This is a genomic window from Pseudomonas sp. B21-010, assembly GCF_024749325.1.
Taxonomy (GTDB): domain Bacteria; phylum Pseudomonadota; class Gammaproteobacteria; order Pseudomonadales; family Pseudomonadaceae; genus Aquipseudomonas; species Aquipseudomonas kilonensis.
This window is the reverse complement of record NZ_CP087198.1, coordinates 3,797,069-3,817,553: the sequence shown is the minus strand read 5'-3', so window position 1 is coordinate 3,817,553 and position 20,485 is coordinate 3,797,069. Positions and strand designations below refer to the sequence as shown.

Annotated in this window: 18 protein-coding genes; 4 read left to right on the top strand and 14 right to left on the bottom strand. The window is 63.3% G+C overall.

Annotated elements, in window-relative coordinates:
- Window positions 1–52: 52 nt before the first annotated feature.
- The 7 genes from LOY50_RS16615 to LOY50_RS16585 all read right to left on the bottom strand — a co-directional run bounded on the left by LOY50_RS16615 (window position 53) and on the right by LOY50_RS16585 (window position 7,399).
- Window positions 53–406 carry a Na+/H+ antiporter subunit G gene (locus LOY50_RS16615; RefSeq protein WP_214512672.1) on the bottom strand — a complete coding sequence of 118 codons (354 nt, stop codon included), beginning with the start codon at window positions 404–406 and terminating at the stop codon, window positions 53–55.
- Window positions 403–681 carry a K+/H+ antiporter subunit F gene (locus tag LOY50_RS16610; RefSeq protein WP_253475726.1) on the bottom strand — a complete coding sequence of 93 codons (279 nt, stop codon included), beginning with the start codon at window positions 679–681 and terminating at the stop codon, window positions 403–405. Before LOY50_RS16610 ends, LOY50_RS16615 begins: the two co-directional genes overlap by 4 nt.
- Window positions 678–1,166, bottom strand: coding sequence for a Na+/H+ antiporter subunit E (locus tag LOY50_RS16605; protein ID WP_063320694.1), 489 nt, complete (start codon window positions 1,164–1,166; stop codon window positions 678–680). The genes LOY50_RS16610 and LOY50_RS16605 overlap by 4 nt, the downstream gene beginning before the upstream one ends.
- A complete protein-coding gene (locus LOY50_RS16600) occupies window positions 1,163–2,848 on the bottom strand; it encodes a monovalent cation/H+ antiporter subunit D (RefSeq protein WP_258688476.1) in 1,686 nt (561 codons plus the stop codon). The genes LOY50_RS16605 and LOY50_RS16600 overlap by 4 nt, the downstream gene beginning before the upstream one ends.
- A complete protein-coding gene (locus tag LOY50_RS16595) occupies window positions 2,845–3,189 on the bottom strand; it encodes a Na+/H+ antiporter subunit C (RefSeq protein WP_003202835.1) in 345 nt (114 codons plus the stop codon). Before LOY50_RS16595 ends, LOY50_RS16600 begins: the two co-directional genes overlap by 4 nt.
- Window positions 3,189–6,113 (bottom strand): monovalent cation/H+ antiporter subunit A, encoded by a 2,925-nt coding sequence (locus LOY50_RS16590; protein WP_258688475.1) that lies wholly within the window; start codon window positions 6,111–6,113, stop codon window positions 3,189–3,191. The genes LOY50_RS16595 and LOY50_RS16590 overlap by 1 nt, the downstream gene beginning before the upstream one ends.
- 281 nt (window positions 6,114–6,394) lie before the next feature.
- Window positions 6,395–7,399, bottom strand: a complete 1,005-nt coding sequence (locus LOY50_RS16585) for a DMT family transporter (RefSeq protein WP_253478580.1) — start codon at window positions 7,397–7,399, stop codon at window positions 6,395–6,397.
- Between the two features lie 12 nt (window positions 7,400–7,411).
- Here LOY50_RS16585 and LOY50_RS16580 point away from each other — a divergent pair, with 12 nt between their 5' ends.
- Entirely contained in the window at window positions 7,412–7,975 is a 564-nt protein-coding gene (locus LOY50_RS16580; RefSeq protein ID WP_253475714.1) for a helix-turn-helix domain-containing protein, read from the top strand.
- A gap of 15 nt (window positions 7,976–7,990) precedes the next feature.
- Window positions 7,991–9,433, top strand: coding sequence for an FAD/NAD(P)-binding protein (locus LOY50_RS16575; RefSeq protein ID WP_258688474.1), 1,443 nt, complete (start codon window positions 7,991–7,993; stop codon window positions 9,431–9,433).
- A gap of 181 nt (window positions 9,434–9,614) precedes the next feature.
- Here LOY50_RS16575 and LOY50_RS16570 read toward each other — a convergent pair whose 3' ends face one another.
- The 3 genes from LOY50_RS16570 to LOY50_RS16560 form a co-directional block, all read right to left on the bottom strand.
- Entirely contained in the window at window positions 9,615–10,730 is a 1,116-nt protein-coding gene (locus LOY50_RS16570) for a Gfo/Idh/MocA family protein (protein WP_258688473.1), read from the bottom strand.
- Between the two features lie 221 nt (window positions 10,731–10,951).
- The gene (locus LOY50_RS16565) at window positions 10,952–11,719 is read right to left on the bottom strand and encodes an SDR family oxidoreductase (RefSeq protein ID WP_003180553.1); all 768 of its coding nucleotides are present in this window, start codon (window positions 11,717–11,719) and stop codon (window positions 10,952–10,954) included.
- Window positions 11,720–11,743: 24 nt separating this feature from the next.
- Entirely contained in the window at window positions 11,744–12,811 is a 1,068-nt protein-coding gene (locus LOY50_RS16560; RefSeq protein WP_258688472.1) for a phosphotransferase family protein, read from the bottom strand.
- Between the two features lie 198 nt (window positions 12,812–13,009).
- Between LOY50_RS16560 and LOY50_RS16555 the strand changes: the two genes are divergently transcribed.
- Both LOY50_RS16555 and LOY50_RS16550 read left to right on the top strand, forming a co-directional pair.
- Complete coding sequence (locus LOY50_RS16555) at window positions 13,010–13,405, top strand: DUF4280 domain-containing protein (protein WP_003202818.1); 396 nt, start codon at window positions 13,010–13,012, stop codon at window positions 13,403–13,405.
- Window positions 13,406–13,723: 318 nt separating this feature from the next.
- A complete protein-coding gene (locus LOY50_RS16550; protein ID WP_258688304.1) occupies window positions 13,724–14,671 on the top strand; it encodes an IS110 family transposase in 948 nt (315 codons plus the stop codon).
- A gap of 52 nt (window positions 14,672–14,723) precedes the next feature.
- Here the strand turns inward: LOY50_RS16550 and LOY50_RS16545 are convergent, their stop codons facing one another.
- The 4 genes from LOY50_RS16545 to tssH all read right to left on the bottom strand — a co-directional run bounded on the left by LOY50_RS16545 (window position 14,724) and on the right by tssH (window position 20,485).
- Entirely contained in the window at window positions 14,724–15,266 is a 543-nt protein-coding gene (locus LOY50_RS16545) for a toxin-antitoxin system YwqK family antitoxin (RefSeq protein ID WP_024617951.1), read from the bottom strand.
- A gap of 12 nt (window positions 15,267–15,278) precedes the next feature.
- A complete protein-coding gene (tssI, locus tag LOY50_RS16540) occupies window positions 15,279–17,288 on the bottom strand; it encodes a type VI secretion system tip protein VgrG (RefSeq protein WP_258688469.1) in 2,010 nt (669 codons plus the stop codon).
- A gap of 11 nt (window positions 17,289–17,299) precedes the next feature.
- Entirely contained in the window at window positions 17,300–17,866 is a 567-nt protein-coding gene (locus LOY50_RS16535) for a hypothetical protein (RefSeq protein ID WP_253475697.1), read from the bottom strand.
- A 75-nt stretch (window positions 17,867–17,941) separates the two neighbouring features.
- Window positions 17,942–20,485, bottom strand: coding sequence for a type VI secretion system ATPase TssH (gene tssH, locus LOY50_RS16530; protein ID WP_258688465.1), 2,544 nt, complete (start codon window positions 20,483–20,485; stop codon window positions 17,942–17,944).

Below are 20,485 nucleotides of genomic sequence, written 5' to 3'. Positions count from 1 at the left end.
CAGCGGGAGCAAGCTCCCTCGCCACAAAAGCTGTACCGGCTCGAGATATCGGTCAGTCGTTTCGGCGACTGCTCACTTCCGCCGGCACATCATCCCCAGCCATGCGCTTGCGGAACAACGCCGCCCGGGCCAGCAGCAGGGTGGTCACCGGGACGGTGATGGACAACAGGATCGGGATCAGCCAGGCGTGCAACACCGGCCCGGATTTGAGCGCCGAAAAATACACGATCGAAGCCAGTGCCACGCACCAGGCGCCCAGTGTGGATGCCAGGGCCGGAGGGTGCATGCGCTGGAAATAATCCTTCAGCCGCACCAGGCCGATCGCTCCGGCCAGGGCAAAGAGGCTGCTGAGCACCAGCAGGATCGCCACCGGGATTTCGACCCACATCGACAGTTCGCCGGTCATTCGATCACCTCGCCACGCAACAGGAACTTGGCCAGGGCAAACGAGCCGACAAAGCCGAACAGGGCGATCAGCAGGGCCGCCTCGAAATAGGTATCACTGGCATAACGAATGCCCAGCACCAGCATCATCAGCATTGCCACGATGTACAGATAGTCCAGGGCCAATACCCGGTCCTGCGCCGACGGGCCCTTGAACAGCCGCCACAGGGTCAACACCATCGCCAGGGTGAACAGGAACAGGCTCGACAGGATCGCATTGGACAGCAAGGGGCTCATTGGAAAATCTCCATCAACGGGCGCTCGTAGGTGGCCTTGAAATGCGCGATGAATGACGCCTCGTCCTCCAGGTCGAACACATGCATCAACAGGATGCTGCGGTCCAGGGCCAGTTCCGACCAGACCGTCCCCGGAATCACCGTGGTGATCATCGACAGCGCGGCCAGGCCGTTGGCGTCGTGCAGGTCCAGCGGCACCTTGATGAACCGCGAGCGGGGCGGACGGCGCCCGGCGTTCAGCACACCCCAGGCCACCGCCACGTTGGACACCAGCACATCACGACCCACCAGCAGGAACAAGCGCAACACCACCCACGGCCGGCGGATACGGATGGGCCGTGGGCGCAATGGGCGCATCATCAACGGGGCCAGGAAACCTAGTGCGGCGCCGAGCAGCAGATGGCCGGCGCTGACGGACACGTTCAGCACCAGCCACAGCAACCACAACGCCAGGGACAACCACGGGGCGGGAAACAGGCGTTTCATGGCTGCACCTCCTGCAACGCGGCGCGGGTCTCTGGGGTGGGCACGGCGCGGGTGGCGAGCACCGACATCACATAATGTTCCGGGTTGTTCAGCGCATCGGCAGCGGATTGGGTGTAGCGCAGCAACGGCTCGGCCTTGAAAGTCAGGGCGATGCCCAGGCCCAGCAGCACTATGATCGGCAGGCATTCGAACGGTCGCAGCAGCGGCGATGGGCGTTCCTGGGGCGTCCAGAAACGTTGGATGCCCAGGCGTGAAAAGGCAATCAGCGAGGCCAGCCCCGAGAGGATCAGCAACGCCAACAAGCCCCACGCCTGGTTCGACAGCGGTGCCCCGGCACTGGCGCCGAGCCCCTGGGGATTGAGCAGGGCGCTGAGCAGGCTCAGCTTGCCGATGAACCCCGACAGCGGCGGCATGCCGATAATCAACAGCGCACAGAAGATAAAGCTCAAGCCAAGGAAGGCCATGGTCCAGGGAATCACCTGCCCGACCACGGCTTTCTGCTCGTCGTCGAGGTTGATTCCCTTGGGCGGTTGCAAGGATTCCAGCGGTCGCGGCAAGGTGTCGAAGTCGTCGTCCAGGGCCAGTTCATTGGCCGAGCGCGAACGCTCGATCAGCTCGGCCAGCAAGAACAGCGCGCAGAGCGCCAGTGTCGAACTCACCAGGTAAAACAGCGCCGCGCCCACCAGGTTGGGTTGGGCGAAGCCGATGGCCGACAACAGGATCCCGGCCGAAACCAGGATGCTCAGGCTCGCCATGCGCTCCAGGCGTTGGGCCGCGAGAATGGCAATGGCGGCGCAGACGATGGTCGCCATGCCGCCATAGACCAGCCAGTCGGCGCCGAAATACGCCGAGGCGCCGGCCTGGCCGGAGAACAGCAACGTCCACAGGCGCAGGATCGTGTAGACGCCAACCTTGGTCATGATCGCAAACAGCGCCGCCACCGGTGCGCTGGCGGCACTGTAGGCCGGCACCAGCCAGAAGTTCAGCGGCCACATGCCGGCCTTGGCCAGGAACGCCACCGCAAGGATGCCTGCCCCGGCGTGCAGCAAGCCGCGGTCGGCCTCTGGCACCAGCGGGATTTTCAGGGCCAGGTCGGCCATGTTCAACGTGCCGGTGACGCCATAGATCAGCGCTGCGCCGATCAGGAACAACGACGAGGCCAGCAGATTGATAGAGATGTAATGCAGGCCCGACGACACCCGCGCCCGGCCCGAACCGTGCAGCATCAAGCCGTAGGAGGCCGCCAGCAACACCTCGAAGAACACGAACAGGTTGAACAGGTCCGCCGTCAGGAAGGCGCCGTAAAGGCCCATCAACTGGATCTGGAACAGCGCATGGAAACTCGCCCCAGCGCGGTCCCAGCGGGCCATGGCGAAGAGCAGGGCGCTGACGCCGATGATGCCGGTCAGTACCAGCATCAGCGCCGACAGGCGATCGACCACCAGCACAATGCCGAACGGCGCCTGCCAGTTGCCCGGCAGGTACACGCCAATGGACGCGGGCAGGGCCTGGTCCTGGGTCCAGTACAGCAACAGCACGGCGATGCCCAGGCCCAGCAGGCTGGAAAGCAGATTGATCCGTGCCTTGAGCGGGCGGTGTTTCTCGCCCAGCATCAGCATCAACGCGGCGGTCAGCAGCGGCAGCAGGATGGGCGCGGCGATCAGATGAGGCGTCAACATCATTCCTTGGGCTCCCGACCGTCCACATGGTCGGTGCCGGTCAGGCCCCGGGACGCCAGCAGCACCACCAGGAACAGCGCGGTCATGGCGAAGCTGATCACGATGGCCGTCAGCACCAGCGCCTGGGGCAGCGGGTCGGTGTAGTGCAGCAGGTCCTGGGGCACGCCATCCTTGATGATCGGCTCCTTGCCGATGAACAGGCTGCCCATGCTGAAGATGAACAGGTTGACGCCGTAGGACAGCAGGCACAGGCCCATGACCACCTGGAAGGTCCGTGGCCGCAACACCAGCCAGACACCGGAGGCGGCGAGTACGCCGATTGCGATTGCGATGACTTCTTCCATCAGGCGGTGGCTCCTTTGACGGGGGCGACGGGTTTGGCTTGCAGGCCCGGCTTATGGGCCCGCACCGACTGGTGAGCCAGGGCGGTGAGGATCAGCAGGGTGGAACCGACCACCACGGCGTACACGCCGATGTCGAAAAACAGCGCGCTGGCCACATGGAGATCACCCAGCAGCGGTAATTCGAAATGCCAGGTGTGGGTGGTCAGGAACGGATAACCCACGGCCATCGCCCCCAGGCCGGTGGCGGTGGCGAACAACAGCCCGGTGCCCATCCAGCGCAGCGGTCGCAGGCTCATTTGCGCCTCGACCCACTGGGTGCCGGCCACCATGTATTGCAGGATGAACGCCACCGACATCACCAAACCGGCCACGAAGCCGCCACCGGGTTGATTGTGGCCGCGCATGAACAGGTAGAACGACACCACCAGGGCGATCGGCAGCAGCAGGCGCACCAGCACCGACGGCACCATCATGAAGCCCAATGCGGTATCGCTGGCATGGCGCGGGTTGACCAGGTCGGTGACCACGTCCGGCGCCAGCAGGCGCTGTTGTGCTGGCAACTGCATGCTTTCCTTCGGTGGGCGGAAACGCCGCAGGAGGGCGAACACCGCCAGGGCCACCGCCACCAGCACGGTGATTTCCCCGAGAGTGTCGAAGCCGCGGAAGTCCACCAGCATCACGTTCACCACATTGCTGCCGCCGCCTTCGGGCAGGGCACGGCTCAAGTAGAACGAAGAAATGTCGTTGGGCGTCTGGCGCGTGAGCATCGCATAGGACAACAGCGCCATGCCGCCGCCGACGGCGCCGGACAGCAGCAAGTCCCGCAGGCGTCGGATGCGCGCGCGCCGCTCGCTGTTGGGCAGCGGCGAGACGTCCTCGATCCGCCGTGGCAGCCAGCGCAGGCCCAGCAGGATCAGCACGGTGGTAACCACTTCCACCACCAGTTGCGTCAAGGCCAGGTCGGGAGCGGAGAACCAGACGAAGGTCACGCAGGTCATCAGGCCGCAGACGCTGACCATGGTCAGGGCCGCGAGCCGGTGGTACTTGGCCTGCCAGGCCGCGCCCAGGGCACAGGCGATCGCCAGCAGCCACAGGGTGACGAAGACGATGGAACCGGGGATCTTCGGCCGGTCGCCCCAGACCAGCGTGCTGTGCAGCATCGGGATCAGCCCGGCCAATACCGCCGCCAGCACCAGGAAAAAAAGTTGGGCTTGCAGGCGCCGGGTACTGATCTTGCGCTCCAACCGCCGACCCTGGCGCATCATCAGCACCAGGCAGCGCTCGAACAAGCGCTTGCCACTGAGCCGGCCAATGAACGGCGGGTGCTTGATGTGCCCTTGCCGGAGCTGATTGCGCAGCAGCAGGTACAGGACGATGCCGCCGGACATGGCCACCAGGCTCATGATCATCGGTGCGTTCAGGCCGTGCCAGATCGCCAGGCTGTACTGCGGCAGCGTCCCGCCCACCACCGGCAACGCGGCGGCAGCCAGCAACGAGCCGACCACTTGGGCGGGGAAAATCCCCACCACCAGGCAGGTGAACACCAGCAGTTCCACCGGTGCGCGCATCCAGCGCGGTGGTTCGTGAGGGGTATGGGGCAGGTCGGTGGCGCTGGGGCCGAAGAACACATCCACGGTGAACCTCAAGGAGTAGGCGACGCTGAAGGTCCCGGCGATGGTGGCGATGATCGGCAGCGCCAGTTCGACCCAGGCCGTGGCGGAAATAAACACGGTCTCGGCGAAGAACATTTCCTTGGACAGGAAACCATTGAGCAACGGCACCCCAGCCATCGCCGCGCTGGCGACCATGGCCAGGGTCGCGGTGAACGGAATCAGCCGCACCAGGCCGCTGAGCTTGCGAATGTCGCGGGTGCCGCTTTCGTGGTCGATGATCCCGGCGGCCATGAACAGCGACGCCTTGAAGGTGGCGTGGTTGAGGATATGAAATACCGCCGCCACGGCCGCCAGTGGACTGTTCAGGCCCAGCAGCAGGGTGATCAGCCCGAGGTGGCTGATGGTGGAGTAGGCCAGCAGGCCCTTGAGGTCGTTCTGGAACATCGCGCAGTAGGCGCCCAGCAGCAACGTACAAGCCCCCGCGCCGCCGACGATGTAGAACCACTCTTCGCTGCCCGACAGCGACGGCCATAACCGCGCCAGCAGGAACACCCCGGCCTTGACCATGGTGGCCGAGTGCAGATACGCCGACACCGGCGTGGGGGCGGCCATGGCATGGGGCAGCCAGAAGTGGAATGGAAACTGGGCGCTTTTGCTCAAGGCGCCGATCAGGATCAGCGACAACAGAATGGGGTAGAGGGCATGGGCACGGATCAGGTCACCGGCGGCCAGGACCTTGTCCAGCTCATAGCTGCCCACCACATGGCCGAGCAGCATTACCCCGGCCAACAGGCAAAGCCCGCCGGCCCCAGTCACCATCAACGCCATGTAGGCACCGCGTCGAGCGTCGGCGCGGTGGTGCCAGTAACCGATCAGCAGGAACGAGAACAGGCTGGTCAGTTCCCAGAAAAACACCATCTGGATCAGGTTGCCGGAGATCACCAGCCCGAGCATGGCGCCCATGAACGCCAGGAAAAATGCGAAGAAACGCGGCACCGGATCGTCCGGCGACATGTAGTAGCGGGCGTACAGCGACACCAGCGTGCCGATGCCCAGCACCAGCAACGAAAACAGCCAGGCAAAGCCGTCCAGGCGCAGCACGAAATCCAGGCCCAGGCTGGGCAACCAGGTGTAGTGCTCACGGATCACACCGCCGTCGGCGATCTGCGGATACAGCAAGGCCACCTGAACCGTGCCGACCAGGGCGACGAGGCCGGCCAGCAGTGATTCGGCGTTACGGGCGTTATGCGGCAGCAGCGCCGCGACACAGCTGCCGATGAAGGGCAAAAGCAATAGAACTATCAGTGACATAGGCTTCTATTCGGCGGGAGGTTGTGAGGGATCATACGTGGCGTATTCCCGATCACCAACCGCGAGGGTGTCGCAGAATCCTACAAGGTAGGGGGAGTTTTCTGACTTTGCGCCCTACACATCACCCGTGGCGAGGGAGCTTGCTCCCGCTGGGCTTGTGTAGGAGCTGCCGAAGGCTGCGATCTGTTGATCTTTGATTTTTCGCTTGAGACTCAAGTGTCTGGGGAAAGATCGCAGCCTCGTTGCACTCGACAGCTCCTACACAGGTTCAATCACCGGCCTCACTGCTCGCGCTCAAGCCCCTCATCCACCTCGACAACCCCTTTGCTCCGAGTCTTCAGCTCACTGACAATCACCGCTGCCACGATCAGCGCCGCGCCGAACAAGGCAATCGCCGGCAGCCGTTCGCCCGCCAGGCGTCCGGCGATGCCGGCCCACACCGGCTCACCGGCATAGATCAGCGTGGCGCGGGTCGGCGAGACGCTTTTCTGTGCCCAGTTCATCGCCACCTGGATCGCTGCGCTGGCGGCGCCCAGGCCCACGGCGCTGACCAGCAGCAACATGGAAAAATCCGGGATCTTTTCCTGGGTCGGCACCACCATCAGGAAGGCCAGCACCGCGGTGCTGGCCAGTTGCACCACGGTCACCCGGCGCACATCGACCTGGCCGGCATAGGCGCTGATCAGGATGATCTCGGCGGCGATTGCGATGGCGCTGATCAACGTGGCGATTTCACCGGGGCTGAAGTTCAGCGAGGCCCCGGCCGGGCCCGACACCAGCATCAGCCCGGTGAACGCCAGCATGATGCCGAGGCTGGGCATCAAACCAGGCCGACGGCCCAGCACCAACCATTGCAGCAAGGGCACGAATGGCACGTAAAGCGCGGTAATGAACGCCGACTGGCTACTGGGGATGGTTTGCAGGCCGACGGTCTGCAGGCCGTAGCCGAGCATGATCGCCACACCGATGAAGCACCCGGCCTTGAGTTCGAAGAGGGTCAGGTCCCGCAGATGCCGCCAGGAGAACAGCGCGACAAACCCGGCCGCGGCGGCAAAGCGCAGACCGACGAAAAACATCGGCCCACTGACCGTCATGGCGTGTTGCACCAGCAGGAAAGTTCCACCCCAGATCATGGTAATCAGCACCAGCACGCATTCGGCCTTGCTGAACCTTGAGAAACGGGAGGAAGCTTGCGGGGAGTTCACCGATGCCATGACCTTGCGCGCCACTTGAGGCGGACGCACAATGCGCCCGAAGTTGGGCAGTATAATGCGCAACCCTGCCATGTGAGCAATATAGTGCACAAAGAATCCGGCCAGCGGGCCTCCGTCCTGCAACACGTCAGCCAGAATGTCCGTCGTCTGCGGCATGCCGCCGAGCTCAGCCAGACGGCGTTGGCCGAGTTGTCGGGGGTCAGCCGGCGGATGCTGGTGGCCATCGAGGCGGGCGAAAAGAATGTCAGCCTGACCACCCTGGACCGGGTCGCCGAAGCCCTCGACGTGGCCTTCAGCGACTTGATCCAGGCCCCCGACGCCCGCGATTCGAGCCGCATCAACGAACTGGCCTGGGCCGGCACCATCGCTGGCAGCAAAGCCGTGTTGCTCGCCAAGGCCACCGCCAGCCGCGAGGTGGAACTCTGGGAGTGGCGCCTGGAGCCCGGCGAGTATTACCCTTCAGAGCCCGATGCCGAGGGGTGGAGCGAGCAGCTCTATGTCTTCGAAGGCTGCCTGACCCTGCTATTGGGCAGCGAGGAGCGCCGGATTGGCGCCGGTGAGTTTTTCATGTTCGCCAGCAACCAGCCCCATGCCTATCGCAACGATGGCCCGGTGGCGGCGAGATTCGTACGCAACGTGGTGATTTGATTCCTGGAGAGCGGTATGGAAACAGCGCTGGAGCGACATGAGCAGGGCATCACCCGGGAGGCCGATATCCTGATCATCGGTGGCGGCCTGAGCGGTGCCATGCTGGCCGCGCAGTTGCTGCGCCTGCCGGGCCGGCGCGAGGTGTTGATTGTCGAGCCGCGCAGTGAACTGGGCCGGGGCGAGGCCTACAGTGCCGTGGAGCTGGGCCACACGTTGAACGGCAACGCGGCGCGCATGAGCGTCGACCCGGACAACGCTGATGACCTGACCCAATGGCTCACCGCGTTCATCGAAGCTGGCGGCTGGCCCGAGTCGGATCAGCAGCACGTGCCGATCAGCGAGTTGTTCCCGCCCCGGGGAATGTTTGGCCTCTATGTGCAACAACGGCTGGCCGAGGCTCGCGAGATAGGCGCGCAAAACGGTTCGACCGCCGAGCACGTGCGCGGGGAGGCCGTCGACCTGCGGGTTGCCGACGATGCCGTAATGCTGAAGCTGGATGACGGCCAGGTCTTGCGCGGCCGTTTCGCGGTACTGGCCACCGGCATGTTCCCGGCGGCGCGAACCCCGCAAACCGAATCCAGCGGCTTGAATGCCGCGGCCCTGGACCCCTGGGATGTGGCTGCGATGCGCCAGCTTGATCCGCAGTCCACGGTGCTGATCATCGGCTCGGGACTGACCATGGTCGATGCCGTCGTGTCCCTGGAGCAGGCCGGGCACCGTGGGCCGATCGAAGTGTTTTCCCGCCATGGTTTGTTGCCCCATGTGCGCCGCCAGCCACCCGCCTGGGTGGATTTCCTCGCCGACGATCACAGCCTGCGGTCGCCACGCCAGTTGATGCGAGCCCTGCGCGAGCAATGCCGTCAGGCCCAGGCCCAGGGTGTCGATTGGCAGGCTCCGTTGGACACGGTGCGCGCGCACATCGGGCGCTTGTGGAACCAGGCCAGCGATGTGCAACGCCGGCAGTTCGTCCGCCATGTACGGCCATGGTGGGAGAGCCATCACCATCGTTCGCCACCGCTGAGCGCGGAGCTGGTGGCGCGTTTGCATGGGGAAGGGCGGTTGCGGATCCAGGCGGCGTCGTTCAAGGGGCTGGCGTCCTCTGCCGAGGGCACGCTGGGTATTAGCATCCGCCGCCGGGGCGAGACCGGGCTGACGGTGGTGCAGGGCGCGGCGCTGATCAACTCCAGCGGTATCGAATATGACTGGCGCCGGGTTGCGCGACCGTTGCCGCAACAGCTGTTGGCCCGGAGGCTGATCCAGCCCGGGCCGCTGGCCCTGGGCATCGCCGCGCGTGTCGATGGCGCGGTGCTGGACGCCCGAGGCGAGCCCGCCAGCCGGCTGTTCGCCATGGGCCCGCCGTTGCGGGGGATGTGGTGGGAAAGCACGGCGGTGACTGATGTGGCGAGCCAGGCCAAGGCGTTGGCGGGGCGGTTGGTTGAACTGCAAACCCAAGATTGAAATTGAACCCCCTGTGGCGAGGGGATTTATCCCCGCTGCGTGGGAGCAAAGCTTGCTCGCGATGCAGGCGCCTCGGTTCCCAGGGAGACCGCGTCATCTTCATCGCGGGCAAGCCTTGCTCCCACAGATGGGGATAAATCCCCTTTCTACAGGGATTCACAAAATGGGCATAAATGAGCGCTTATAGCTCGCTGACCTTCACCCAACGCTCCTCCCGCGCCGCCACACGAATCGCCGCCGCCAGCCGCTCCACTTCCCAGGCCTCTTCGAAGTCGGTCCCGCTGCCGCCTTCGCCGGCAAGCGTCATCACCAGTTCGTGCACTTCCAGGGTCTTCAATTCGTTGTACCCCAACTGGTGACCGGCGGCCGGGCTGAACGCGGCATAACCGGGCAAATCCGGACCGGCCAGCAGGCGTTGGAAACCCGCCTGGCCGACGCGACACAGGCGCAGTTCATTGAGCCGTTCCTGATCGAACGCCAGGGTGCCGAGGGTGCCGCTGATCTCGAAGCTCAGGTGGTTCTTGTAGCCGTGCTTGAGCCAACTGCTGCTCACCGTGCCTCGGGCGCCGTTGGCGAAACGCAGCAGCGCGTGGACCTGGTCATCGACCGCAATGGCGCGTTGTTCGGCATTGCCTACGCTGGCAGGGCGTTGGTTGTGCACGGTCTGGCTGTCGGCGCTCACCGCTTCGACATCGCCCAACAAGTGCCGGGCCATGGCCAGCAAGTGGCTGCCCAGGTCCGCCAGTGCGCCGCCGGCGTGGGCCGCTTCGCAGCGCCATGACCACGGTGAGGCGGGGTCGGCCATGAAGTCTTCGCTGAATTCGCCCTGGAAACTGATGATCTGTCCCAGTTCGCCGCGCTGGATCATGTCCCGCGCCCGTTGAATGATCGGGTTGTGTTGATAGTTGTAGCCGACCCGCGTCACCACCCCGGCCGCCTTGGCCGCCTGGCGCATCTGCTCGGCCTGTTCCAGGGACACCGCCAGGGGCTTTTCACAATAGACCGGCTTGCCCGCCGCCAACGCCGCCATGGCCATGGGGAAGTGCAGGTGGTTGGGTGTGGTGATGGCGATCAGGTTGACCTTCGGGTCGTCGATCAGTTGTTGCCAGTCACTGTGTGCCGTCTCGAACCCCCAGCTGTGGGCGCATTGCCGGGCACGCTGCGGATCGGCGTCGGCCAGGGCCGCCAGTTTCAGGTTCAGGGGGAGGTCGAACACCGCCTTGGCATTGTGGAACGCCAAGGCATGGGCACGGCCCATGAAGCCGGTGCCAATCAGACCGATGCCGAGTTCATGCATGAGAAAGAGCCCTTTGAATTGTTATTTTCAGGAGGGCTATTTATGGAATAAATATTCTCTAATTGCAAATATTGGAATAAATATTCATTGCGCGAGCACTGAAGATCCCCTGTGGGAGCGAGCTTGCTCGCGATAGCGGTGGGTCAGCCAGTACCAGTGCGACTGATGCAGCGCTATCGCGAGCAAGCTCGCTCCCACAGAGTCTCTCACAGGGCTCACTGTCAGGACAGGAACCCACCATCCACATTCAACGCCACACCCGTGGTGTAGCTCGACGCATCGCTGGCCAGGTACAACACCGCGCCGGCCATTTCGCTCGGGTCGGCCACGCGCTTGAGCGGGATCTGCGCCAGGGCGGTCTTCAGGATGGCGTCGTTCTTGACCAGTGCCGAGGCGAACTTGGTGTCGGTCAGGCCTGGCAGCAGGGCGTTGCAGCGGATGCCGAATTGCGCGCATTCCTTGGCGAAGACTTTGGTCATGTTGATCACCGCAGCCTTGGTCACCGAGTAGATGCCCTGGAAGATCCCCGGCGAGATGCCGTTGATCGACGCCACGTTGATGATGCTGCCGCCGCCGTTCTCGCGCATCAGCTTGCCGGCTTCCACCGACATGAAGAAGTAGCCGCGGATGTTCACATCCACGGTTTTCTGGAACGCACCCAGGTCGGTGTCCAGGACATTGCAGAATTGCGGGTTGGTGGCGGCGTTGTTGACCAGGATGTCCAGGCGCCCGAACTGTTCGCGGATACCGGCGAATACCTGGCTGATCTGCTCCATTTCACCGATGTGGCAGGCGATGGCGGTGGCCTTGCCGCCAGCGGCGATGATGGCGTCGGCCACGTGCTGGCAACCGTCGAGCTTGCGGCTGGAAACGATCACATGGGCGCCTTGCTGGGCCAGCAGTTTGGCGATGGCCTCGCCGATGCCGCGGCTGGCGCCGGAAACGAAGGCGATTTTACCGTCGAGGTCGAACAACTGGGTCTTGGACATGCTGTTTCCTTGTTATAGGTGCGCTCAGAGCGCGGATTTGCTGATGACCTGCAGGCTCATCTGCTCCAGCAGTGTGTTCATCTGAACGAACTGCGCGAAGCGTTTGTCCTGGGTCTGGCCGTGGAAGAAGCGGTAGTAGATCTGCTGGACGATGCCGGCCAGGCGGAACAGCCCGTAGGTGTAATAGAAGTCGAAGTTGTCGATGCGGATCCCGGCGCGCTCGGCGTAGTAATCGACGAACTCACGGCGGGTCAGCATGCCGGGGGCATGGCTTGGCTGGCGGCGCATCAGTTGGACGGGGGCCGGGTCTGCGGCTTCGATCCAGTAGGCGAGGCTGTTGCCCAGATCCATCAACGGATCGCCGATCGTGGTGAGTTCCCAGTCCAGTACGCCGATGATCTGCATCGGGTTCTCTGGGTCGAGGATCACGTTGTCGAAGCGGTAGTCGTTGTGGACGATGCTCGAAGTGGGGTGGTCGGCCGGCATCTTGTCGTTGAGCCAGGCCTTGACCGCTTCCCACTTCGGCGCATCGGGCGTCAGGGCTTTTTCGTAGCGGTCGCTCCAGCCGCGGATCTGCCGGGCCACGTAGCCTTCGGGCTTGCCCAGGTCGGCCAGGCCGCAAGCGTTGTAGTCGACACGGTGCAGCTCGACGAGTCGGTCGATGAAGCTCTTGCACAGCGCTTCGGTGCGGGCGGCGTCGAAACCCAGTTCCGGCGGCAGGTCGGAGCGCAGGATGATGCCCTTGACCCGTTCCATCACATAGAACTCGGCGCCCATCACCGACTCGTCGGTGCAGTGCACGTAGGCTTTGGGGCAGTACGGGAAACCTTCGCGCAATTGATTGAGGATGCGGAACTCACGGCCCATGTCGTGGGCGGACTTGGCCTTGTGGCCGAACGGTGGACGGCGCAGGACGAACTCCTGCTCGGGGTATTCCAGCAGGTAGGTCAGGTTCGACGCGCCACCGGGAAACTGGCTGATCTGCGGCACGCCGGTCAGGCCGGGAATGTGGGCCTTGAGGTACGGGTCGATCAGGTTGGCATCGAGTTCTTCACCGTCGCGCACGCGGGTGGACTGATCAGTAAACGCCATGCTTATCCCTTCTGCTTATTTTGGAGGCCATCGATCATTGGCTAATCTAATGGCGCGCGGGAGGCGTCACAAGCACGCCAGGGTCTTATAGGTTAGCGTGTTGCAGGATAATCAGCGGGCTTGATGCATGGCGGCGTGCGCGTCGGGTAGGGGCGAGCTAAGGTTTTGGAGTCTGTCGCTTTCAAAGGAGCAACCGCGATGGGATGCCCGCAAGTCTGTGGCACCGCGACCTTGCAATGCAGCTTCGGCGCAGCCCCGGCGGTGCTCAATGTGCTGCCGGTCAATCGCCTGCTGACCGGCGGGATGCCGGCGGCGAATATCATGGATCACATCCCGCTGGTGAACATCACCACGTTTGGCATGTGCATGAGCCTGGCGAACCCGACCGTGGCCGCCGCCACCGCGGCGGCACTCGGCGTGCTGACCCCCATGCCCTGCATCCCGGCCACCGCGGCCCCATGGATCCCCGGCGGCGCCCCGACCCTGTTGCTGGGCAACATGCCGGCCATCGATGCCAACAGCACCTTGATGTGTACCTGGGCCGGGGTGATCAAGATCGTCGTGCCAGGGCAGGTGCAGATGCTCATCCCCTGATCGGCAATCTTGCAGGCATTGCACCGCCCACTGTGGGAGCGAGCTTGCTCGCGATAGCGGTGGGTCAGTGGGTGGTGATGTTGGATGTGTTGGCGTCATCGCGAGCAAGCTCGCTTGTATGGTAGGACTTGAAGGGAGGAAGAGGGACAAAGCTCGATTCTGACTGTTCGCGCAGTACAGACCGTGGGAGATTTCACCCCTCCTCCTTTCACCCAAGCGCCGATAAAGAATGCATCTGGCCTAGACCGACGATAGGAACAAGCCTGCGCCTCTGGGTGAACCCTTCAAGTGTTCAAACCTTAGCCCGGAGGATTTTCAATGGCAATGCCGGTTTCTGTCGCAAAGCCGATCGTGGGTGTTGATGTCGCCAAAGATGAGTTGGTGATTTATCACGCAGAAACAGATCGACTGGAAGCGATCCCCAACACCAAAGCTGCGATCAAGAAGTGGCTCAAGGAGCTGCCCGCGCCAGTGGATGTCGCCATCGAAGCCACCAATATCTATCACCAGGAATTCGCCGACCTGGCTTATGCGCAAGGTTGTGTGATCTACATGATTGGCGGCTACGAGCTCAGCCATTACCGCAAAGGTGTGAAAGTTCGCGCTAAAACCGATGCGCTGGATGCTCGGTTGTTGGCTCGCTACTTGAACAACGAAGGCCACCAGTTGCACCCGTGGACCCCGCCATCGCCCCTGTATTGCCGGCTTATAAGCCTTTTCCGGCGCCGGGCAGCCTTGGTTCAGGCGCGTGTCAGCCTCAAGCAAAGCTGGTCAAACGAACCGTTGCTCAAAAGTGCCTTTGAGAACCAGATAAAGGCCATGCAACGACTGGAGGTCTTGCTTGAAAAAACAATCCAGACGCAGTTGGAAGCAGCGGGCTTGGGTGCTCAACTCAAGCGTTGCATGAAAGTCGAAGGCATTGGCCTGTTGAACGGTGCTCGTTTGCTCACGTCGTTTCAGCGTGGGGATTTCAGAAACGCCGATGCCTTCATCGCTTTTCTGGGCCTAGACCTGCGTATATCGGATTCAGGGAAAAAGAAGGGCCGCCGCTGCCTGTCTAAGCGAGGTGACCCAGAGGCACGTCGACTGATGCACAACGCCGCAATGTCGGCGAGGCGCACAGCGGCATGGAAGGGTTTTTATGAGGCACTGAGGGCCCGGGGACTCAGCACAACCGAAGCATTAGTGGCACTGGCCCGCAAGCTTGCTCGAGTGGTATTCGCCCTGCTGAAGAACCAGAGCGAATACTTACCGAAAGGCATTTAAGGGGTAGCCCCGCACCATAGAATCTCCCACAGGGGGAGAGGCAAGACAATCGTTATGCCTGCGCTGGATCATTCCAGCGCCTGAACCACCAGCGCACCCGGGAGATCGGTTTGCCTTCGGCGTCCAGTGGCCGGCCGTCTTCGGCGTAGGCCTGGGCTGGTTCCAGCAGTTGGCCGTTGAGGTAGCGGGCTTCGACCGCCGGGTTGCCGTTGGGGTGCAGGCGGCGATAGCGGCCGTCGCGCACGCCGTCGCGATAGACCTCGGCTTCGGCCAGTTGCCCGTCGGGGAAGTAGTTGTTCGCCTCGCCGTGCAGCAACCCGCGGCGGTACGTGGCCTGGCGTTGCAACCCGCCTTCGGCCGCATAGAAGCTCGCCACACCCTGCAACTTGCCTTTCACGAACGGCAATACCGCCGAGACCTTGCCATTGGGGTGATACAGGGTGCTGGTGCCTTGCAGTTCACCTTGGCTGTAGTTGAGCTTTGCTTGCGGGCGTTGGGCTTCTTCGATTTGCAGCGGGCCGTCGAGCTGGCCATCGACCAGTTGCCCGCTCAGTTGGCTGTCACCACGCTCCAGGTCGAGTTTTTTCGAGGCCATCGGTGGCTCCTGTCAGTTGACCTTCACCAGGCCGCCCTTGATGGTCAGCATGCCGCCGCCGTCCACGGTCTGTTCGGCCGCCGCCTTGTTCACCAGGCTGATGCCGGCGTCGTTGGTCAGGGTGGTGCCGGCCTTGTTTTCCAGCGAGGTACCGGCCTGGTTGCTCAGGGCCGTGCCGGCTTTCTGGCTGATGGACGTGCTGGCCTGGGCGGCCAGGTCGGCGCCGCTCTTGATCGCGAAGCTGCCGCCGCTTTGCAGGGTCAGGGTGCCGCTGACTTTGATGGTCAGGTTGCCGTCCACCGTCAGGCTGTAATTGCCGGTGACCTTATGATCGTAGTTGCCGCCGGTGCTGTGGCTCTGGTCCGAACCCACGGTGACGGTGCGGGTGTCCTTCACATCGAGGCTGTCGCTGCCAGTCTGGATGGTCACGCTGCGCTTGCCTTTCTCCAGGGTAACGGTCTCGTCGCCATCCTTTACCGTGCGGGTGCGGGCGTTCTGCACCGTGAGGGTCTCGTCGTGACCGACGGTGGCGGTGGTGTCGTTGAGCACGTTGATGTTGAAGTCTTTCTGGGCCTGGAGAAACACTTCTTCGGCGTCCTTCTTGTCTTCGAAACGCAACTCGTTGAAACCACCGCCGCCCTTGGACGAATTGGTCTTGATCCCGGACTGGGTCTGGTTCGCCGGCAGCGCGTAGGGCAGGGCATTGTCGCCGTTGTAGACGCAACCGGTGACCAAGGGCCGATCCGGGTCGCCGTCGATGAAGGTCACGATGACTTCCTGGCCGATGCGCGGCACGAACTGCATGCCAAAGCCCTTGCCGCTCCACGGCAAGACCACGCGGACCCAGCAGGATGAGGTCTCGTCGTTCTTGCCGGTGCGGTCCCAGGGGAACTGCAATTTGATCCGGCCATATTCATCGGTCCAGATTTCTTCGCCGGCCTTGCCCACCACCACTGCCGTCTGGGTGTGCATGCGCGGTTTTGGGGTGAGGCGGGGCGGTCGATAGACCGTGGCCTTGGGGATCGCTTCGAAGCGGTTGCGATAGCTGTCGTGGCTGGCTTCATGGCTGACCGACGTCACGACCCAATCGATATTCAGTGTCGTGTCGTCATGGCCGGCGAGGGTGAACCAATACCCTGGCACCAGCCAGCGGCAGTCGCTTTCACCGACGAAGCGTTTCTCCTGGCTGCGCAAGCCGTCCACCCGCTGTTTGGTCAGCGCATCGCCCTGGGCCTTGGCGGTATAGCCGCCCGGGTGTTCGTACACCAAGCTCGGCCCGGCCACGGCTTCGGCCTGGCTGTAGAGCGATGTCGTTGGCGTGGTGAATTCATAGTCGGTGGCCTGGTAAACCCCGGCCACCGCTTGCAGGCACACCTGCCCTGAACGGATGCCGTGCAGCTCTCGCTCGCCCATTTTTTGCCCGAGATAGTTTACCGTTGGCCCGTTGGGAATCGGCGCGAAGGCGTCGTTGCTGTCGGCCAGTACCAGCGTGTGCTTGCCGTCTTCATGGCTGAAGAACCAGAAAATCCCGTCTTCTTCCAGCAGGCGCGAGATGAAGGCCAGGTCGGTTTCGCCGTACTGCACGCAGTACTCGCGCGGGGTGTAGCTACCGGTGAGCTTGAGTTGGAAGTCGGTGAAACCATGGGCCTTGAAAATCGTGGTGACGATGTCCGACGTGGCGAGGTTCTGGAACACGCGGTTGTTGCTGGCCAGGCTCAGCCACCAGAGCCACGGCCGGAGCAAAAGCTGATAGCGCTCGGCGGTGGCGTCGGCGGGAAGCTGGCGGATTTCGGCCACCAGCCCATCCAGCGGGCGCAACAAGGCGTCCTTGTGCAGCGTCGTGGTGACATGGCTGGCGACGGCGCTGGTGAGTGTCAACGAGGCGCCGTCGTTGATTGCGTTGAGAATGTGCGAGCCCAGTGCATTGAGGCTTTCTTCTCCGGACAGCGATTCAGGATACAGCGCCGACACCGAGGTGGCGGTGAGGGAGAGGGTGGTGTTGCTGTCGGTGGAGCGGGGCATTGAATGGCCTGCTACTGATAGTTCAATTCATGGATAACTTTGTTGGCGTTTCCATTCTGGTAGTAGAAGTGCCACTTCGACGTGAATGGCCAGTAGGTGGCGACATACTCGCCCCACAGGACGGCTTCGGCCCAAGGCCCTCCATGGGTATACGGGACTGCCCTTTGGATGGCGGGAACATTGTATTTATCCGACGGCAGCAGCCAGGAAACGTTGGTGCCGTAGCGGAAAAGGTCATCCTGGGAGAAGACCGGATTCTGATTGCCCGTGGTGAACAGGTTGTAGTGTCGAACCCTGATGAACCCGCCGAAGTTCTGGATTCCTACACAGCAGCCCGTCAGGTTGGCGGTGAGGAACAGCAGAGGGTCGTTGCCCGTCGGGGTCGTGGGCAGGTCTACATAGAGTCCCGAATCCATATCCCACGGCAGGTAGTAGGCACGATGGGCGTTGCCGTCGACCAGCGCCAGCAAGTCTCGATCGACATCAAGGCTCAGGTCAAAGTTGACGATGCCCGCGTGGGTATTGGCAAAGGTGGGGCGAAGATGGCGTTTTTCCAGTTCAAGTCTTGCCTTCAGCATGGCAACGTCCTTCCATTGGTCATGAATAAATACAAGGTGAAAAACGGCACTTCACCACCTGAAGCCCAGGGCAAGTCATTCCAACACCCACTCCGCCAATTTCCCCGTCACCTGCGTCATCAACACATTCTCGACATCCCTCGCGCCCGCCGCGCTGCACTTGGCCAACACGGCCTTGACGATCCCGGCATCGAACTCGAACTGCTTGCCGGTCGCGGCCTTGTAGCGTCCGCGCAATTTTTCCAGCTTCGCCAGCACGATCCCTTCCAGCGTCGCTTCATCCAGCGGCCGGTACGCCACCACCGTCATGCGCGCCAAAAACGCTGGGCGGAACGCTTGCAGCAGCACTTTGTGCAAGGCTTCGTTGAAGGCATCGCTGCCCAGTTGTGCCACTGGCGTGTCCAAAAGCAGTTCGGCGCCGACGTTGCTGGTGGCGAGCATCACGGTGTTCTTGAAGTCCACCACCAGGCCGGTGCCGTCTTCCATCAGGCCTTTGTCGAAGACGTTGTAGAAGGCTTCGAGCACATCCGGGTGGGCCTTTTCGATTTCATCCAGCAGCACCACCGAATAGGGTTTGCGCCGTACCGCTTCGGTGAGCACACCGCCGCTGCCGTAGCCAACGTAGCCGGGCGGGGCGCCTTTGAGTTGGCTGACGGTGTGGGCTTCCTGGTACTCCGAAAGGTTGATGCTGATCAGGTTGCGTTCACCGCCGTACAAGGCGTCGGCCAGGGCATAGGCGGTTTCGGTCTTGCCCACGCCGGTCGGGCCCACCAGCAGGAACACACCGACCGGTTTCTGTGGGTCGGTGAGGCCGGCGCGGTAGGCTTGCAGGCGTTGGGCGATGGTGTTCAACGCGGTGCTCTGGCCCATGACCCGCTGGCCCATGCGCTGGCCGAGGGTGCGCACGGCGTGTGCTTCGTCGGCGAGCATCTTGCCCACCGGGATGCCGGTCCAGCCAGCAATCACGGCGGCGACGGTCTTGCTGTCCACCTGTTCGGGCACCAGCGGATCGTCCTGGCGAATGGCATCCAGGCCCGCCTCCAGGCGCAGCAGTTCGGCGGCCAGGTGGTCGATGCGGTTATCGATCTCGGTGTCGGCTTTTTCACTGTCGGCGCGTTCGCTCAGGGCAAGCAGTTCGCGCCGGGTGTCGAGCAGTTCGCGCACGGCTTCGCGCTCTTCGCCCCAGCGGGTTTCCAGTTCGCGGATGGCTTGCACGTTGCTGGTCGATTCGCCTTCGAGCAGGGTGATGCGTTCACGGTGATCGAGCCCGGTCGCTTGTTCCCGGCGCAGGCGTTCGACCTCGTCCTTGAGGCTGTTCTGCCGATGGCGCAGGCTTTCCAGCGGTGGCGGCACGTCGTGCTGGCCGAGGGCGACCCGGGCGCAGGCGGTGTCGAGCACGCTGATGGCTTTGTCCGGCAACTGTCGTCCGGAGATGTAGCGGTGGGACAGCTTCACCGCCTCGTGGATGGCCGCGTCCAGCACCTGCACGCCGTGGTGCTGTTCCAGTTTGCTCGCCACGCCGCGGAGCATTTCCACGGCGGTAAGTTCGTCCGGTTCTTCGACCTGCACCAGTTGGAAGCGGCGGGCCAGGGCCGGGTCTTTCTCGAAATATTTTTTGTATTCCAGCCAGGTGGTGGCGGCCAGGGTGCGCAGTTCGCCCCGGGCCAAGGCGGGCTTGAGCAGGTTGGCCGCGTCGCTGCCGCCTTCCGCACCGCCGGCGCCGATCAGCGTATGGGCTTCGTCGATGAACAGGATGATCGGCTTTTCGGCACTGCGTACCGCGTCGATCACGCCTTTGAGGCGCTGTTCGAATTCACCTTTGACACCGGCACCGGCCTGCAACAGGCCCAGGTCGAGGACACGCAGGGTGACTTCCTGCAGCGACGGCGGCACATCCCCGGCGGCGATACGCAGGGCCAGGCCTTCCACCACCGCAGTCTTGCCGACGCCTGGTGCGCCCACCAGGATCGGGTTGTTCTGCCGGCGCCGGAGCAGGATGTCGATGCACTGGCGGATCTCGCCGTCGCGGCCGACGATGGGGTCGATGCGCCCGGCCCGGGCGTCGGCGGTCAGGTCCTGGGTGTACTGGTCCAGCACCGGGTCCTGTTTCTGGGGAGGCTCGCCGGGTTTGGCCGGGCGCACGCCAGCGACATGCTCACGGGAGCTTTCGGTCCATTCCAATAGGTGGGTGCGCAGGGCGTCGCGGGGAATGCGCAGCAACGACGAGGCGCTGTTGAGCAGCAGGCTGCGGCGCTCATCACGGTCCAGCAGTGCCAGCAGCAACAGCCCGGAGCGGATGCTGTCCAGGCCCAGCACGCTGGCCTGGACCACGGCGTCTTCCAACAGGCCGATGGTTTGCGCCGACAGGGCGGGCGTGCGGGTGCTGCCGGATTTGAACAGGTCCAGGGCCTTGTTGGTTTGCGCCGCCACCGCGTCACGCTCCAGACCGAATCGTGGCAGCAGGCAGGCAAAGTCGCCGCCTTCGATGTCGAGCAACTCTAACAGCAGGTGTTCGATTTCCACGTAATGATGGCTGCGCTGCATGCAACGTTGCGCGGCCCGCTCCAGGGCGCGGCGGTTGTCCGGGTTGAGGCGTCCGATCAGGCTGGCCAGTTCCAT

Coding starts and splice junctions, on each gene's coding strand:
- LOY50_RS16560 (WP_258688472.1), bottom strand. CDS start 12,811: ATGGCGTTTACTGATCAGTCCACCCGCGTGCGCGACGGTGAAGAACTC.
- LOY50_RS16590 (WP_258688475.1), bottom strand. CDS start 6,113: ATGTCACTGATAGTTCTATTGCTTTTGCCCTTCATCGGCAGCTGTGTC.
- LOY50_RS16585 (WP_253478580.1), bottom strand. CDS start 7,399: ATGGCAGGGTTGCGCATTATACTGCCCAACTTCGGGCGCATTGTGCGT.
- LOY50_RS16595 (WP_003202835.1), bottom strand. CDS start 3,189: ATGGAAGAAGTCATCGCAATCGCAATCGGCGTACTCGCCGCCTCCGGT.
- LOY50_RS16575 (WP_258688474.1), top strand. CDS start 7,991: ATGGAAACAGCGCTGGAGCGACATGAGCAGGGCATCACCCGGGAGGCC.
- LOY50_RS16600 (WP_258688476.1), bottom strand. CDS start 2,848: ATGATGTTGACGCCTCATCTGATCGCCGCGCCCATCCTGCTGCCGCTG.
- LOY50_RS16555 (WP_003202818.1), top strand. CDS start 13,010: ATGGGATGCCCGCAAGTCTGTGGCACCGCGACCTTGCAATGCAGCTTC.
- tssI (WP_258688469.1), bottom strand. CDS start 17,288: ATGCCCCGCTCCACCGACAGCAACACCACCCTCTCCCTCACCGCCACC.
- LOY50_RS16535 (WP_253475697.1), bottom strand. CDS start 17,866: ATGCTGAAGGCAAGACTTGAACTGGAAAAACGCCATCTTCGCCCCACC.
- LOY50_RS16550 (WP_258688304.1), top strand. CDS start 13,724: ATGGCAATGCCGGTTTCTGTCGCAAAGCCGATCGTGGGTGTTGATGTC.
- LOY50_RS16545 (WP_024617951.1), bottom strand. CDS start 15,266: ATGGCCTCGAAAAAACTCGACCTGGAGCGTGGTGACAGCCAACTGAGC.
- LOY50_RS16605 (WP_063320694.1), bottom strand. CDS start 1,166: ATGAAACGCCTGTTTCCCGCCCCGTGGTTGTCCCTGGCGTTGTGGTTG.
- LOY50_RS16615 (WP_214512672.1), bottom strand. CDS start 406: ATGACCGGCGAACTGTCGATGTGGGTCGAAATCCCGGTGGCGATCCTG.
- LOY50_RS16570 (WP_258688473.1), bottom strand. CDS start 10,730: ATGCATGAACTCGGCATCGGTCTGATTGGCACCGGCTTCATGGGCCGT.
- tssH (WP_258688465.1), bottom strand. CDS start 20,485: ATGGAACTGGCCAGCCTGATCGGACGCCTCAACCCGGACAACCGCCGC.
- LOY50_RS16565 (WP_003180553.1), bottom strand. CDS start 11,719: ATGTCCAAGACCCAGTTGTTCGACCTCGACGGTAAAATCGCCTTCGTT.
- LOY50_RS16610 (WP_253475726.1), bottom strand. CDS start 681: ATGAGCCCCTTGCTGTCCAATGCGATCCTGTCGAGCCTGTTCCTGTTC.